This is a genomic window from Bradyrhizobium sp. LMG 9283 (assembly GCF_045571415.1).
Taxonomy (GTDB): domain Bacteria; phylum Pseudomonadota; class Alphaproteobacteria; order Rhizobiales; family Xanthobacteraceae; genus Bradyrhizobium.
This window is the reverse complement of sequence record NZ_CP120691.1, coordinates 6,196,646-6,211,460: the sequence shown is the minus strand read 5'-3', so window position 1 is coordinate 6,211,460 and position 14,815 is coordinate 6,196,646. Positions and strand designations below refer to the sequence as shown.

13 protein-coding genes are annotated in these 14,815 nt (G+C 64.3%); 10 read left to right on the top strand and 3 right to left on the bottom strand.

Going from position 1 to position 14,815, the window contains the following annotated elements:
- Positions 1–10 precede the first annotated feature (10 nt).
- Both P6U29_RS29265 and P6U29_RS29260 read right to left on the bottom strand, forming a co-directional pair.
- Positions 11–919, bottom strand: coding sequence for a ribokinase (locus P6U29_RS29265; RefSeq protein WP_407113835.1), 909 nt, complete (start codon positions 917–919; stop codon positions 11–13).
- Positions 920–937: 18 nt separating this feature from the next.
- Entirely contained in the window at positions 938–1,831 is an 894-nt protein-coding gene (locus tag P6U29_RS29260; RefSeq protein WP_407113834.1) for a sugar kinase, read from the bottom strand.
- Between the two features lie 210 nt (positions 1,832–2,041).
- Between P6U29_RS29260 and P6U29_RS29255 the strand changes: the two genes are divergently transcribed.
- The 10 genes from P6U29_RS29255 to P6U29_RS29210 all read left to right on the top strand — a co-directional run bounded on the left by P6U29_RS29255 (position 2,042) and on the right by P6U29_RS29210 (position 12,786).
- Positions 2,042–2,890 carry a VOC family protein gene (locus P6U29_RS29255; RefSeq protein ID WP_407113833.1) on the top strand — a complete coding sequence of 283 codons (849 nt, stop codon included), beginning with the start codon at positions 2,042–2,044 and terminating at the stop codon, positions 2,888–2,890.
- A gap of 190 nt (positions 2,891–3,080) precedes the next feature.
- Positions 3,081–3,788: a TetR family transcriptional regulator gene (locus P6U29_RS29250; RefSeq protein ID WP_407113832.1), complete on the top strand. Its 708-nt coding sequence runs from the start codon at positions 3,081–3,083 to the stop codon at positions 3,786–3,788.
- Positions 3,789–4,180: 392 nt separating this feature from the next.
- On the top strand, positions 4,181–4,990 hold the full coding sequence (locus P6U29_RS29245) for an ABC transporter permease (RefSeq protein ID WP_407113831.1): 810 nt from the start codon (positions 4,181–4,183) through the stop codon (positions 4,988–4,990).
- A gap of 51 nt (positions 4,991–5,041) precedes the next feature.
- Complete coding sequence (locus P6U29_RS29240) at positions 5,042–6,034, top strand: ABC transporter substrate-binding protein (protein WP_407113830.1); 993 nt, start codon at positions 5,042–5,044, stop codon at positions 6,032–6,034.
- 14 nt (positions 6,035–6,048) lie between these two features.
- Positions 6,049–6,876 (top strand): ABC transporter ATP-binding protein, encoded by an 828-nt coding sequence (locus tag P6U29_RS29235; RefSeq protein ID WP_407119444.1) that lies wholly within the window; start codon positions 6,049–6,051, stop codon positions 6,874–6,876.
- Between the two features lie 215 nt (positions 6,877–7,091).
- Positions 7,092–8,489 (top strand): hypothetical protein, encoded by a 1,398-nt coding sequence (locus P6U29_RS29230; RefSeq protein WP_407113829.1) that lies wholly within the window; start codon positions 7,092–7,094, stop codon positions 8,487–8,489.
- Positions 8,486–9,637 carry a Gfo/Idh/MocA family protein gene (locus tag P6U29_RS29225; protein WP_407113828.1) on the top strand — a complete coding sequence of 384 codons (1,152 nt, stop codon included), beginning with the start codon at positions 8,486–8,488 and terminating at the stop codon, positions 9,635–9,637. Before P6U29_RS29230 ends, P6U29_RS29225 begins: the two co-directional genes overlap by 4 nt.
- A 119-nt stretch (positions 9,638–9,756) precedes the next feature.
- Positions 9,757–10,956 carry a dihydrodipicolinate synthase family protein gene (locus tag P6U29_RS29220; protein ID WP_407113827.1) on the top strand — a complete coding sequence of 400 codons (1,200 nt, stop codon included), beginning with the start codon at positions 9,757–9,759 and terminating at the stop codon, positions 10,954–10,956.
- The gene (locus P6U29_RS29215; RefSeq protein WP_407113826.1) at positions 10,956–11,819 is read left to right on the top strand and encodes a sugar phosphate isomerase/epimerase family protein; all 864 of its coding nucleotides are present in this window, start codon (positions 10,956–10,958) and stop codon (positions 11,817–11,819) included. The genes P6U29_RS29220 and P6U29_RS29215 overlap by 1 nt, the downstream gene beginning before the upstream one ends.
- 760 nt (positions 11,820–12,579) lie before the next feature.
- The gene (locus P6U29_RS29210; protein ID WP_407113824.1) at positions 12,580–12,786 is read left to right on the top strand and encodes a hypothetical protein; all 207 of its coding nucleotides are present in this window, start codon (positions 12,580–12,582) and stop codon (positions 12,784–12,786) included.
- A 181-nt stretch (positions 12,787–12,967) separates the two neighbouring features.
- Here the strand turns inward: P6U29_RS29210 and P6U29_RS29205 are convergent, their stop codons facing one another.
- Positions 12,968–14,494, bottom strand: coding sequence for a Spy/CpxP family protein refolding chaperone (locus P6U29_RS29205; protein ID WP_407113823.1), 1,527 nt, complete (start codon positions 14,492–14,494; stop codon positions 12,968–12,970).
- Between the last annotated feature and the right edge of the window lie 321 nt (positions 14,495–14,815).

Sequence of the window (14,815 nt, the reverse complement as noted above, 5' to 3'; positions counted from 1 at the left end):
GCGCTTAGCGCTACAACACAGCCGCCACTTCCTTCGCCGTCGGCATCGACGGCCCCGCGCCCATGCGCTGCACGCTGATGGAGGCGGCGGCGTTGGCGAAGGCGAGGGCGGCGCGCAAGGGCACATCGTCGGCCAATTGCGCGGCGAGTGCGCCGACGAAACAGTCCCCGGCGCCCGTGGTGTCGAGCGCCTTCACCGCGCGCCCCTGCACGGCAATCTCCTCGTGCCCCGCGAGCGCGAGCACGCCGCGCTTGCCGAGCGTGACGCAGATGGTCTGGTCCTCCCGCGCTTGAAGCTGCCGCGCCACAGCAATGATCTTTGCGGCCTCGTCGCTCTCGGAGAGCTCGCTGCTGGCAAGGAAACCGAGCTCCGTCTCGTTCAGCACGAGGATGTCGACGAGCGCGAGTAGCTCGCGGGGCATTGCCTGTGCCGGTGCGGGGTTGAGCAGCGTCGTGGCTCCGGCGGCACGGGCGCGCCGGAAGAACGCGGCGATGGCCGGCAGCGGAATCTCGAACTGGCTGACGGCGATGTCGCCCGCCAGCAGCGGAACGACCTCGACGTCACCAGCGCCGATCAGCCCGTTCGCCCCGGGAATGACGACGATGGTGTTGTCGGTCTCCGCCACGGTGATGATGGCCGTGCCGGTGTGCGCCTCCGCCGTTTCCACGACATAGCCGAGGTCGATGCCCTGCTCGCCGAGAAAGGACTTCAGCTCGCCTCCAAATGAATCCTTCCCCAGCCGTCCGATCAGCGTGGTCCCCGCGCCAAGCCGTGACGCCGCCACCGCCTGGTTGGCGCCCTTGCCGCCCGGAAAATACAGCACCTTGCGGCCGGCGACCGTCTCGCCGACCCTGGGATGGCGATCGGCGGTCGCCACCACATCCATGTTGATGCTACCTGCGACGAAGACGCGCCCCATGACATACCCTTCCGACCGCTAGACCCTGACCTCGAACTCGTGCCTGACTTTGGCGATGTCGACGAGCGTCGGCAGGCCGGCCTCATTGCCGAGGCGCTGGATCTTGAAAGTCGAGGCGGCGCGCGCGAAATCGAAATGCTCACGCCAGCTTTTGCCGGGGTGGGCGAGGTAGGAATAGACATAGGCGCCGTGGAACACGTCGCCGGCGCCGTTGGTGTCGATCACGCGCTCGCGCGGGATCGGCATCGCCGGCATCACCTGCACCGTCCCTGTTTCGTCGTACCAGAAGAGGCCCTTCTCGCCCATGGTGACGCCGCCGATTTTGCAGCCGCGGCTCTTGAGGTAGTCGAGCATCTTCTCCGGCGTCAGGTCCATCTGCTCGCACAATCGCTCGGCAACGATCGCGACGTCGATGAATTCGAGCAGTTCATGTGTGTTGGTGCGCAGGCCGCCGCCGTCGAGCGAAGTCAGGATGCCGGCTTCGCGGCACACCTTGGCGTAGTGGATTGCGGCATCCGGCTGGTGGCCGTCGACATGCAGCGCGCGGCAGCCGCCGAGATTGAGCATCGGAAACGGATGGATGTGCGCGTCATCGCGGCAGCGGACGATGGCGCGCTTGCCGTCCTTGGGCATGATGAAGGAGAGCGAGGACTGGTTGACCTTGCGCCCATGCAGCGAGATGCCGTACTTCGCGCACATGTCCTGGAACATGCGCCCCAGCCAGTCATTGGCTGCCGTGGCGATCAGATCCGGCACGATGCCGAGCTTGGCGCAGCAGAATGCCGCCGTCACCGCGTTGCCGCCGAAGGAGACCGCGTAATCCGAGGCCACGTGCTTCTCGTCGCCCGTCGGCATGTGGTCAGTGATGAAGACGACGTCGATATAAGTCTGTCCGATGAAGAGAGCCTGCATTGCTTGTCCGTGATGCGCTTGTGGTCCCGGCCGACGGAATTACTCTAACACCGGTTCCGCTCCGGAGGGACGCTGAAATTATTCGCAAAACCGCCCCGAAGCGCTTGAGGTCAGCATGACGGGGGAATACGACCATCATGGGCCGATGCCAAGCCCGGGCAAACGCCGTCTTTCGGTCTGTGGGTTCCAAGTCGATCAAAAGTGTGCAGGATGATCGCCGGCCTCGATCACATCGTCGTTCTCGTGAGCGATATCGGTGCGGCCAAGACGGCGTATCAGACGCTGCTCGCCCGCGCGCCGGCCTGGCAGAATTCCGGCGAGGGCGCTGATCGGGTGCTGTTCACCCTCGACAACATGACCATCGAGCTGATGGCGCCGAGCGGCTTCAGCGTCACCGCCGACCGCATGCGCGCACTGCTCGACGACCAGGAGGGCGTGCTCGCCAGCCTGTGCTTTCGTGTCATGGACATCCGCAAGATGCACCGCCGGCTGGAGCGGGTGGCCTTGCGGCCGGACCCGGTCGCGGAGGTCGAGAGCAGCGATGCCGTCACCGAAGCCGTGCTACACTGGAAGCGTACCCGCGCCGCCACCGAGCTTACGCGCGGCGTGCGCATGTTCTTCCTCGAGCTCGCCGACGAGCGTCCCAAGTCGGTCGAGACCGACATCGCGCCGATCGACGCGCTTGACCACATCGTCATCACCACCGAGGATTCCGAGCGTGCCGCCGCGCTTTACGGCGCGCGGCTCGGGCTCGATCTCGCGCTCGACCGTTCGCACCAGGACTGGGGCCAGCTGATGTTCTTCCGCTGCGGCGACCTCATCGTCGAGGTGGTCCGCCGTCCCGTGGCGGGCGGCAATGCCGCGCATGACCGTCTCTGGGGCCTGAGCTGGCGCGTCGCCGACATCGACGCCACCCGTGCCCGCCTGATCGCGAGCGGGCTCGACGTTTCCGAGGTGCGCAACGGCCGCAAGCCGGGCACGCGGATCATGACCGTCAGGAACGGCACCTGCGGCATCCGGACCGTGCTGCTGGAGCGCTCGCCGAAGCCGGTGGAGTAGGCCCTCTTTCTCCCCGTCATTGCGAGGAGCCCTTGCGACGAAGCGAATCCAGACCGTTTCCGCGGTGGCGGTCTGGATTGCTTCGCTGCGCTCGCAATGACGGTGTTGAAGCAGGTGCCTGCCTCTCTCCTATGCGGCCGGCTGCGCGCATGATAAATGCGAGCTAGGCGATCACCAGCGAGCACCCGGTTTGGCAAAGGCAAAGCGACCCCTGAAATGGCAGCGCGACCCCGAGGGGATGCGGCTGCGCATTCTCGAAGCCGCCAAGCAGGAGTTTTCCGCCCATGGACTTGCCGGCGCGCGCGTCGACCGCATCGCTGCCAAGGCCGGCGCCAACAAGCGCATGCTGTACTATCACGTCGGCAACAAGGACGAGCTGTATCTCGCCGTGCTCGAGGGCGCCTATGACAAGATCCGCAGCGAGGAGCGCGGGCTCGATCTCGAACACCTCGATCCGCCCGAGGCGATCAGGCGCCTGATCGAGTTCACCTGGAATTACTTCCTGCGCAATCCCGAATTCCTGTCGCTGCTCCAGACCGAGAACCTTGCCCGCGCAAAGCACCTGAAGAAATCGACCAAGGTCAAATCGATGCACTCGCCCTTCGTCGAGATGATCCGCACTGTGGTGCGCCGCGGCGTCGAGTCTGGCGACTTCCAGGTCGCGGTCGACCCCGTGCAGCTCTACATCTCGATCGCGGCGCTGAGCTTCTTCTATCTCTCGAACTCGGCAACGCTCAGCGTGATCTTCGGCCGCGATCTCTTGGACAAGAAGGCCAAGGATGAGCGGCTGGCCCATATGGTCGGCCTCGTGCTCGCGGCGCTGACGGGGCAGTCCGTGGCACTGTTCGAGATCGCGAAGGCACCGAAGACTCGCACGGGCGTGGTGCAGGCAGTGTAGCCAAACTCTCCGCTGTCATCGCCCGACTTGATCGGGCGATCCCGTATTCACCAGACGCCAGTGGGATACGAGAAGCCGCGGCGTACTGGATTTCCCGCCTTCGTGGGGGAATGACACCGAGGGGGAGGGCACTCCCGTGCCCCGGACGCTGCGCAGCACGTAAGTGATGCGCTGCAGAGCCGGGGCCCATGCTTCCGCGGAGCGCGCTGCCCCTGGGTCCCGGCTCGGCGCAGCAGCGCAAGGGCCCTGCAGCGCGTCCGGGACGCGGATGCAAGAATCTCGACCCTCATTCCCGCGGAACCCGGCGCAAAACGTCACAGGGAAAGCTCTGGACAGTATTTATCCAACGGGTTAATTTCTCCCCGCAACGAAGAAAATGCCGGGAGTGAAAATTGGCCGAGCCAAAGCCGCAGAGTGCGGTGTCCAAGATGCTGAATGCGGCCTGGGTTCGGCCGTTCTTGTTCCTGGTCTTCATCGTCGTCGCCTGGGATCTTTCGATCCGCCTGTTCAGGATTCCCGCTTATCAGATCCCGTCGCCGCTGGATGTCGTCGCCGTGCTGCGGACCGAGTGGCCGGAGCTGCTGCGCCAGTCCTGGCCGACCACCTATGCGACCGTCTGCGGCTTCCTGCTGTCGGCGCTGTTCGGCATTCCCGTCGCGATGCTGATCGCGGGCTCGAAGACGGTGGAGAGCTACGTCTATCCGCTGCTGGTGTTCTCGCAATCCGTGCCGAAGATCGCGATCGCGCCGCTGTTCGTGGTGTGGTTCGGCTTCGGCATCATCCCCAAGGTGATCTCGGCCTTCCTGCTCGGCTTCTTCCCCGTGGTGGTCTCGGCCGTGCAGGGCTTCAAATCAGTCGATCCTGACATGGTCGATCTCGCCCGCGCGATGCAGGGCAGCCGCTTCCAGGTGTTCCGCGCGGTGAACCTGCCGCATGCGCTGCCGGCGATCTTCTCCGGTCTCAAAGTGTCGGTGACGCTCGCCGTGGTCGGCGCCGTCGTCGGCGAGTTCGTCGGCTCCAATTCCGGCATCGGCTACGTCATGCAGCGCTCGATCGGCACGTTCGACCTGCCGACCATGTTCGCGGCGCTGGTGATCCTGGCGCTGCTCGGCGTGGTCCTGTTCTGGATTGTGGACCGGATCGAGAAGCTGGTCATTCCCTGGCATGTGAGCCAGCGCGAGGACGTGATTTTCGCATCTTAATTCAAGCAACGGTCACCAACGGCCGAGACATAACGACAAGGGAGAGTGATGATGAAGCGGTGGATTGGGGCTGTTGCGGCGGCGCTGATGGCGTTTGCAGTTGCGCCGGCGCAGGCTGCCGACAAGGTCGTGCTGATGCTGAACTGGTACGTCTATGGCGAGCACGCGCCGTTCTATTACGGCAAGGCCAAGGGCATCTATGCGGCCGAGGGCATCGACCTCGAGATCCAGGAAGGCCGCGGCTCCGCGGCAACCACGCAGGCCGTCGCCGCCAAGACCGCGGACTTCGGCTATGTCGATGTCCCCACCATGATGCGCGCGGCAATCAAGGGCGCGCCCGTGGTCGCGACCGGCGTGCTGCTGCAGACCAGCCCGATGTCCGCCATGGGCTTCGCTGACAAGAACATCAAAAAGCCCGAAGACATCAAGGGCAAGACGGTGGCGATCACGCCGGCCGACTCCATGACCCAGATCTGGCCGCTGTTCCTGAAGAAGACCGGCCTGAAAGAGAGCGACTTCAAGACCGTTGCCGGCGACGGCCAGACCAAGCTCAACGCCGTCATCAACGGCCAGGCTGATCTCCTGCTCGGCTACGTCATGGACCAGTCGATGAAGATCAAGGACGCCACCGGCAAGGATGTCTATCCGATCAAGTTCGCCGACTACGGCATCAACATGGTTTCCTCCGGCATCATCGCCAACACCGACTATGTGAAGGCCAATGCCGATCTCGTCCGCCGCTTCATGTCGGCGACGACCAAGGCGGTCGAGGCCGCCGAGAAGGAGCCGAAGGCCGCGGCGCAATCGATCCTCGATGCCAATCCGAAGGGCGGCAAGATCGATACGCTGACTCAGGGTTTTGAGCTGACCATCCCGCTCTACCGGACTGCGGAAACGAAGAGCAAGCGGCCGTTCCAGGTCACCGACCAGAACATGACCGAGACCGTCAATCTGCTGGTCGAATATGGTGGTCTCGATGCCAAGGCCAAGGAGAACCCCAAGGCCTTCTACACCAACGATTACCTGCCGAAGAGTGGCTCGTGAAACCTGCGACAGTCATGAACGAAGCCGCGCAGCCGGCCGCGCATCTGAGATTGGTGAGCGACCGGGCCGGCCATGCGTCGGGTATCAATTTGTCCGGCGTGTCCAAGACCTACCGGACGCGCGACGGCGATGTGCCGTCGCTGCGGCCGCTCGACTTCCACATCAATGACGGCGAGTTCTTCGTCGTGGTCGGACCAAGCGGTTGCGGCAAGTCCACGCTGCTCAAGCTGATCTCGGGCCTGCTGCCGCCGACCACGGGCGAGATCCTGGTCGAGGGCGAGAAGGTGACGACGCCGCACGGCAACGTCGGCATCGTGTTCCAGAACGCGCTGCTCTTGCCCTGGCGCAACATCCTCAACAATGTGATGCTGCCGATCGACATGAAGCGCCTTGCCCGGGACAAATACCTCGCCCGCGCCAAGGAGCTCTTGAAGTTGGTTGGCCTCAAAGGCTTCGAGAAGAAGCTGCCCTGGCAGCTCTCCGGCGGCATGCAGCAGCGTGCCTCGATCTGCCGCGCGCTGGTGCACGATCCCAAGATCATGCTGATGGACGAGCCGTTCGGCGCGCTCGATGCGCTGACGCGCGAGCGCATGAATGTCGAATTGATGCGGATCCAGCGCGAAACGAAGAAGACGGTGCTGCTGATCACGCACTCGATTCCGGAGGCCGTGTTCCTGGCCGACCGCGTGCTGGTCATGACCGAACGGCCCGGTGCGGTTGCCGCGATCTATGACGTGCCGCTGCCGCGCCCGCGCTCGCTCGACGTGATGGCCGATCCCGTCTTCACCGAGCTCGTGCAACGCATCCGCAAGCATTTCTTCTCGCAGGGTGCATTGGATTAGGTAGTCATGGGATTCTCATTGATCGCGGGAAGCACGGTACGCTCCCTCCCCCGCCTGCGGGGAAGGGTCGGGGAGAGGGTGTCTCCACTCGCGAGAACCCCCCAAGGGGGAAAAACCCTCACCCGGCACTTCGTGCCGACCTCTCCCGCAAGCGGGAGAGGTGCACCGCGCCCGTGGTCAGATCTCGCTTACCACTGTCGTCAGGCTGTAACACCATGTCGCCGCGCCTGAAGCTGCGAGACATCGCCTTCTTCGAACGCCCCGTGCATTTCGCGCGGCCGTTCCGCTTTGGCGCCATCACCATCAACGCGACACCGCAGCTGTTCGTCCGGGTCGAGATCGAGGTCGAAGGCAGGGGGAGCGCGGTCGGCGCCAGCGCCGAGCTGCTCGTGCCGAAATGGTTCGACAAGCGGCCGGAGCTGTCGCCGGCACAGACGGTGGATGGGCTGCGACGGTCGCTCGAGATTGCGCGCGGGCTCTATCTGGCGCGCACCGGGTATCAGACCGCGTTCGATCTGCATGCCTCGTGCGTCGGTGCGCAGATCGCGACGTGTGCGAAGAAGAACATTCCGGCGCTTGCTGCGGCTTATGGTCCTGCCGAGATCGACAAGGCGATTCTCGATGCGCTGCTGCGCGCGGCCGAGACCAATTTCTTTGACGGGATGGCCGGCAATATCACCGGCATTGATGCGCGGCTGTCTCCTGATCTGAGCGAGAGGGACATCAGGACGTTTCTCTCCGGCCGTGTGCCGCTGGAGCGTGTTGCCGTCAGGCACACCGTTGGCCTTGATGATCCGATCGAAGGTGAGGGCGGTGTTGTCGATCCACGCGAGAACGCCGGTGCTCGCTATTTCAAGCTCAAGCTGTCGGGCGATCCCGCAACCGATGCCGCGCGGCTCGCGCAGATCGGCAAGGAGCTCGACACGCTCGGGCGCGACTATAAGGTGACGCTCGACGCCAACGAGCAGTATGCGGATCTCGCTGCGTTGCAGGCGCTGATGGATCGGCTCGATCATGACGCCACGTTGCGCCCGATCGCCACGCGCCTGCTCTATGTCGAGCAGCCGATGCCGCGCGATATCACGCGGCAATCGCCGCTGGGATCGCTGGCCTCGCACGGCTTCATCATTGATGAGGCCGACGATTCCTACGATGCCTTCCCCGCCGCGCGTGCGCTGGGCTATTGCGGCATTTCGTCAAAATCCTGCAAGGGACTCTACAAGTCCGTCATCAACGCGACACGCGCGGCGAAATGGAGCGCGGACGGCGCGCGGTTCTTCGTGACTAGTGAAGATCTAACCTGCCAGGCTGGCCTTGCCGTGCAGCAGGATCTCGCGCTCGGCGCCTTCATCGGCGTCACCCATGCCGAACGCAATGGCCACCACTATGTCGACGGCTTCGGCGACACGCCGGCCGCAGAAGCGCAAGCCTTCGCGGCCGCGCATCCCGATCTCTATGCCGATGCCGGGCAGGGCATCCGGCTCTCCATTCACAACGGCGATCTCCTGACGGGATCGCTTCACGCAACGGGCTTTGCGACCTCGATCCATCCGGACTGGTCGGCGCTGCGCCCGCTCGAACAGCCAAGATCACTCTGGGAGCAATTAGCATGACCACCCAACGCCTCGGCCTCATCATGAACGGCATCACCGGCCGCATGGGGCTCAACCAGCATCTGATCCGCTCGATCGTCGCGATCCGCGACCAGGGCGGTGTCCGCCTGAAGAACGGCGACCGCGTCATGCCCGATCCTATCCTGGTCGGCCGCAGCGCCGAGAAGGTCGAGGCGCTTGCGAAGCGCTACAACATCACGCGCTGGACCACCGACCTCGATGCCGCGCTTGCCGACAAGAACGACACCATGTTCTTCGACGCCGCGACTACGCAGGCCCGGCCGGGCCTCCTGACCCAGGCCATCAATGCCGGCAAGCACGTCTATTGCGAGAAGCCGATCGCGACGAATTTCGAGGAAGCCGTCGAGGTCGTGAAGCTCGCCAACGCCAAGGGCGTCAAGCACGGCACAGTGCAGGACAAGCTGTTCCTGCCCGGCCTGAAGAAGATCGCCTTCCTGCGCGACTCCGGCTTCTTCGGCCGTATCCTGTCGGTGCGCGGCGAGTTCGGCTATTGGGTATTCGAAGGCGGCTGGCAGGAGGCGCAGCGGCCGTCCTGGAACTATCGCAGCGAGGACGGTGGCGGCATCATCCTCGATATGGTCTGCCATTGGCGTTACGTGCTCGACAACCTCTTCGGCAATGTTCAGAGCGTCAGCTGCATCGGCAACACCGATATTCCTGAACGCTTCGACGAGCAGGGCAAGAAGTACAAGGCGACGGCGGATGATTCCGCTTACGCGACGTTCCAGCTCGAGGGCGGCATCATCGCCCACATCAACATGTCCTGGGTGACGCGGGTCTATCGCGACGACCTCGTCACCTTCCAGGTCGACGGCACGCTGGGCTCAGCCGTCGCCGGGCTCACCGACTGCATGATCCAGGCGCGGCAGGCAACGCCCCGGCCGGTGTGGAATCCCGACGAGAAGCGGCTGCACGATTTCTACGGCGACTGGCAGAAGATGCCCGACAACGTCACCTACGATAACGGCTTCAAGGAGCAGTGGGAGATGTTCATCCGCCTCGTCTACGAGGATGCGCCCTACAAGTTCACGCTGCTCGAAGGCGCCAAAGGCGTGCAGCTCGCCGAATGCGCGCTGAAGAGCTGGAAGGAGCGGCGCTGGATCGACGTCGCCCCGATCAAGGCCTGACATTCCGATGCTTATGATTTCGACATTGCGAGCAAAGCGAAGCAATCCAGACTGTCTCCGCGGAAGGACTCTGGATTGCTTCGTCGCTTCGCTCCTCGCAACGACAAGAAAGGACTAAAATGAACAAGCCCGTCCAGCCTGTCCCTTCAATGTCGTCATTGTCGCTAAAACTGCCGAAGGCCGATCGGTCCATCGAGACCTACCGGCTTGCGGCTTCGCGCACATTTCCCGCAAAGCTCGAGGGACCGCTGAACCGCATTGCCTTCTCGGCCGTGCACACGGTCGCCGATCCCTTCGCCGACAATGATCCCTGGCTTTCGGTGGCCGTCGACTGGGACAAGACCATCGCCTTCCGCGAGCACGTCTGGGACCTCGGCCTCGGCGTTGCCGAAGCCATGGACACCGCGCAGCGCGGCATGGGCCTGGACTGGCCGACCTCGCTGGAGCTGATCACGCGCTCGGTCGGCGCCGCCAAGCGCCGCAATGCGCTGGTGTTCTCCGGCGCGGGCACCGATCATCTCGCGGTCGAGGATGCCAAGACCATCGACGACGTGATCCGCGCCTATGAGGAGCAGATCTCGGCGGTCGAGAAGGTCGGCGGCCGCATCATCCTGATGGCCTCGCGGGCGCTCGCCAAGCTCGGTCGCAACGCCGACGACTACGCCAAGGTCTACGATCGCGTGCTCTCGCAGGTCCGTGAGCCCGTGATCATCCACTGGCTCGGCGACATGTTCGATCCGGCGCTGACCGGCTATTGGGGCACCAAGGATCTCGATAAAGCGATGGACACGGCAGTCGCCATCATCAACGGCAATGCCGCCAAGGTCGACGGAGTCAAGGTCTCGCTGCTCGACAAGCAGCGCGAGATCGACATGCGCCGGCGCCTCGACAAGCGCATCAAGATGTACACCGGCGACGACTTCAACTATGCGGAGCTGATCGCCGGCGATAGCCAGGGCTTTTCGCACGCGCTGCTTGGCATCTTCGATGCGATTGCGCCGGCGGCGTCCTATGCGCTGTCTCGGCTGGCCGCGGGCGACGAGGCTGGCTTCCACGACGTGCTGGGGCCGACGGTGCCGCTGTCGCGTCACATCTTCAAGGCGCCGACGCGGTTCTACAAGACCGGCGTCGTGTTCATGGCCTATCTCAACGGACACCAGGATCATTTCACCATGGTCGGGGGACAGGAGAGTACGCGCTCGACGCTGCATCTGGCCGAGCTGTTCCGTCTCGCTGACAAGGCCGGCTTGCTCGCCAACCCCGAACTCGCGACGCAGCGGATGAAGACCGTGCTCGCCACCCACGGTATCGAAACCTGATGCGCGACTTTTCGTCCGACCACCGCTGGCTGTCGCTGAACACGGCGACCGTCCGCAAGCAGGGAGATCTCGTCGAGATCATCGATGCCTGCGCAAAGCATGGCATCCGCGCCATCGATCCCTGGCGTGACCAGGTCGCGGCTGTCGGTCTCGACCGCGCCGCGCGCGCGGTGCGCGAGGCCGGCCTTGAATTGTCGGGCTATTGCCGGGGTGGCATGTTCACCTCGGACGCCTCGCGCCGGGGCGAGGTGCGCGACGACAACCGCCGCTGCGTCGACGAAGCCAAGGCGCTGGACGCGCCCTGCATCGTCCTCGTCGTCGGCGGCCTGCCGCAATATTCGCGGCCGGGCAGCGAGGCCTCGAAGGACATCGTGGCGGCGCGCGGGCAGGTCGAGGAAGCCCTCGCCGACATGCTCGACTATGCCAAACAGGCAAAGCTGCCGCTGGCCATCGAGCCGCTGCATCCGGCCTATGCGGCCGACCGGGCCTGTGTGAACACCACGAAGCAGGCGCTCGACATCTGCGACCGGCTCGATCCTGATCGTAGCGGCATGCTCGGCGTCGCGCTCGACGTCTATCACATCTGGTGGGATCCGGATCTGATGGACCAGATCGCACGCGCCGGCCAGGATCGCCTGCTCGCCTTCCATGTCTGCGACTGGCTGGTGCCGACCAAGGACATCCTCAACGATCGCGGCATGATGGGCGACGGCGTCATCGACATCAAATCGGTGCGTGAGGCGGTCGAAGCCCAGGGCTTTGCCGGCTATTCCGAGATCGAAATCTTCTCCAACGACTGGTGGGGCAAGTCGATGGCCGAGGTGCTGCGCACTTGTATCGAGCGGCACAAGACGGTGGTGTAGAGTTACCACGAGTGCGGCCCCATGGCCCGTCGGGGCGCTGGCGAAGCAACGAGCTGGTTGGGGGGTATCACCAATGATGAGGTGGACTTCCATCAGCTTTCAGGCAGAATATCATCATCCCGATGCCGCAGCCTCGCCAAAGTCTGTGCCAGATCATATGTGGTGAGCAGTGGTATCAACGATCAGTAGGCACGGCGGATGTACCCAGGCCTGTTGATCTTGAATGGCCCCGACGTGCAACCGTCGGGGCCATTGTTGTGATCGGCGTGACAAGGTTGGCGAGCTTTGCCGCCGATCTCTTCCCACAACGCCGGTGCATAGGCTCTGAAAGCCCGTTCCTCTGTGCGAATGTTGAGCCACCACGGCAGCCTCAGCCGTTTCCTGAGAAATGCTTTTCCCTTGCGCGTCGCGGCAAGGCATCCGCCTGGGCGCGGCCGACCTCGTACGGGGTGCCGCGACATTGCACAAAGCTGACGTGGAGCGTCTTGGTAGACGACGCCATGGCTCTGCCTAGCTGGGATTCGGAATCTAAAGGGTTAAGCCGTCGCAAGTCGGCCCGCGAGCGTAACGCGCCTGCTCAGGCTATGGCTGCGCTTCAATGAGTCCACCCTCCTAGTTTCACATCAAACGGTGAAAAGTCAGACGATTGCGCTATCAGCGATTCACCGTCAAACACCGGACTATCACTCGTCAATTCGATCTGCGAAGCTGTGACAACACAGATGCGCTTGCAACAAGCAGGCGCGAAGGGAGGTTTGCAGTGGAGAAAGTGCGACGCTTGCGTGCGATGAGCTCACTGTGCCGCCAACAGGCCGCGTACAACAGCATGAACAAATGGAAGCTGCTGGCTGAAGCGGAATACTGGGATCATCTGGCTGATCTCGAGTTGTCGTCTCACTTCCGACTTTGCAACGCCATTGCATCGAACGAGATCGAGCAGCCTCAAGCGATCACAAACCCTGAATGATGCTGGGCGGAAGATGATTTCCGTATGAGGTCAGAGCGAGGCTGTCGTTTGCCGCTGCTCTCTCACAGAGAGCTGCGGCGGACACATACATGGTCTCGTCGAGTTTTGAAGCAGGACGACTGCATCACCCGGCGTCGTTCGGCCCTTGCACAAGTTGCAACGAGAGAACGCGACGCTGCCCTCACCGGCTTGCCGTCTGGGATAGCGTGTTGAAGCGGGCCTTCTGTTCGCTGCTCAGCGTCGCGTAGAACTCGTCCAATGCGGGTTGCACCAGCTTGGCGGCGGCGAGCATGGCTTGGAGACGATCCCCCATGGCTTCCAGGCGTCCGACTGGTGTCAACGGCACACTGTCCGGGCAGACGGCTTGCAGTGCTGCGACTGCCTGTTTCGTCGCTTCGTCCAAGCGCTCGAGCGCATCCTTCTGCCTGCCTGCCGGGCGGACAACGGCGTCGATGCGTTCGATCGGCAACTGGGTCAGGCCGGACTTTGGATCGCCGCAGCCCTCGCTACTCGCTTCCTGCTGCTGGGACGAACGGTCGCCGACATTGGGTCCGAGCGCGTTGAAGCGGGCCTGCTGTTCGTCGCTGAGCGAGTTATAGAAATTCTCCAGGGCTGGTCGCACGATCTTGACGGCCTCCAGCGTCGCGCTGATGCGATTCATCATCGCGCGCAGGCGGCCAGGGGGAGTCATTGCATAAGTCTCCGCACAGGAGTCCTTGAACACGGCGGCAGCATTGGTCGCCGCGGTTTTCAGCTCGTCGAGCAGTGCGCGTTGCTCCGGTGTCGGCTGCACCGCTCGCGCGATATCGTCGAGCGGCCAGGCGGTCACGCCCTTGTCGGGTGTGCCGCACAATTGCTGCAGCGTCTGCGGGCTCACGCTGGCGCGCGGACGCGCGCGGCCGCCGCCGGCTTGCGGATAGTCAGAGCGGTCGATGCTGGCATAGGCAGAATAGGGGCCGTCCCCACCCCAGAACACGGTATCGACGAAATCGTCATACGCGTAGGCCCAATAGCCAGGCTCGTAGGCATAGGACCAGAACGTGTAGTTGAAGATGTCGGAATAGGCGTAAGGCCAGAACACCGGCCCAAGCCACGCAACGAACACCGCGGGATGGCGGTGACGCCAGGCCTGTCGGGGAGCCCAGCCGCTCTCGCGGGTAAGGAACGCCGCTTGGGTCTGCGCCGTCGCCTGCTCGCGGAACCGCTCCGCGAACCGGCCGCGCTGGGCGGCCTCCACGGCGGCCGCAGCCGCCGGCGTCCGCCCGGCCGGAGCCTGGAGCCCAAGCCGCTGCTGGCGCGCCAAGTCAATCTGCTGCGCGCGCTGCTCACGGTCAAGCAAGCGGTTCTGGGTCTGGAGCATGCGTTGCTGCAGGCGTTGCTCCCGCACGGCTTCCGGCTTTTGCGACTGCAATTGCTGCACGCGCTGCTGGAGGCGTTCGATGCGGGTCTGACGCTCCGCGGTCTGGCGCGACAGCATCTCGCGCTGCCGCTGCTCGACCTGCTGCGAGCGCTGTTGCATGCGTTGCTCGCGCTCAAGCAGGCGGCTCTGCGACTGCAGCAACCGCTGCTGTTCCTGTTGCGCCCTTGCGCCTTCCGGCTTCTGCGATTGCAATTGCTGCACGCGCTGCTGCAAGCGGTCGATGCGGCCTTGGCGTTCCGCGGATTGGCGCGAAAGCGTCTCGCGCGGCGGTCCCGCTCGCTCGCTCACGGCCGGGGGTGCACTTGGGCGCGAGGGGGCGGCGATATGCGGCGTCGGCCGCGGTGCCATCGCCGGCCGTTGCGGAGCTGCCGGCGCCCGATGAAATTCAGGTCGCGGTGCCGCGACGTGCGGCGCCGCCCGCGGCGGCGGCGCAGCGACGTGTGGGGCTGGGCGCGGCGGCGGTGAGGCCATGCGAGGCGCCGCATGGTGCGGCGCCATGGCCGGCCGCTGCGCCGCCGCCGGGGGATGGAACGCCGGCGCGGCGGGACGTGCCATGGCTGGCGGCGCCGCCGGACGGGCCATAGCCGGTGGTGGTGCTGCTGGCCGCGC

Coding starts and splice junctions, on each gene's coding strand:
- P6U29_RS29220 (WP_407113827.1), top strand. CDS start 9,757: ATGAACAAGCCCGTCCAGCCTGTCCCTTCAATGTCGTCATTGTCGCTA.
- P6U29_RS29240 (WP_407113830.1), top strand. CDS start 5,042: ATGAAGCGGTGGATTGGGGCTGTTGCGGCGGCGCTGATGGCGTTTGCA.
- P6U29_RS29225 (WP_407113828.1), top strand. CDS start 8,486: ATGACCACCCAACGCCTCGGCCTCATCATGAACGGCATCACCGGCCGC.
- P6U29_RS29255 (WP_407113833.1), top strand. CDS start 2,042: ATGATCGCCGGCCTCGATCACATCGTCGTTCTCGTGAGCGATATCGGT.
- P6U29_RS29230 (WP_407113829.1), top strand. CDS start 7,092: ATGTCGCCGCGCCTGAAGCTGCGAGACATCGCCTTCTTCGAACGCCCC.
- P6U29_RS29260 (WP_407113834.1), bottom strand. CDS start 1,831: ATGCAGGCTCTCTTCATCGGACAGACTTATATCGACGTCGTCTTCATC.
- P6U29_RS29265 (WP_407113835.1), bottom strand. CDS start 919: ATGGGGCGCGTCTTCGTCGCAGGTAGCATCAACATGGATGTGGTGGCG.
- P6U29_RS29235 (WP_407119444.1), top strand. CDS start 6,049: ATGAACGAAGCCGCGCAGCCGGCCGCGCATCTGAGATTGGTGAGCGAC.
- P6U29_RS29215 (WP_407113826.1), top strand. CDS start 10,956: ATGCGCGACTTTTCGTCCGACCACCGCTGGCTGTCGCTGAACACGGCG.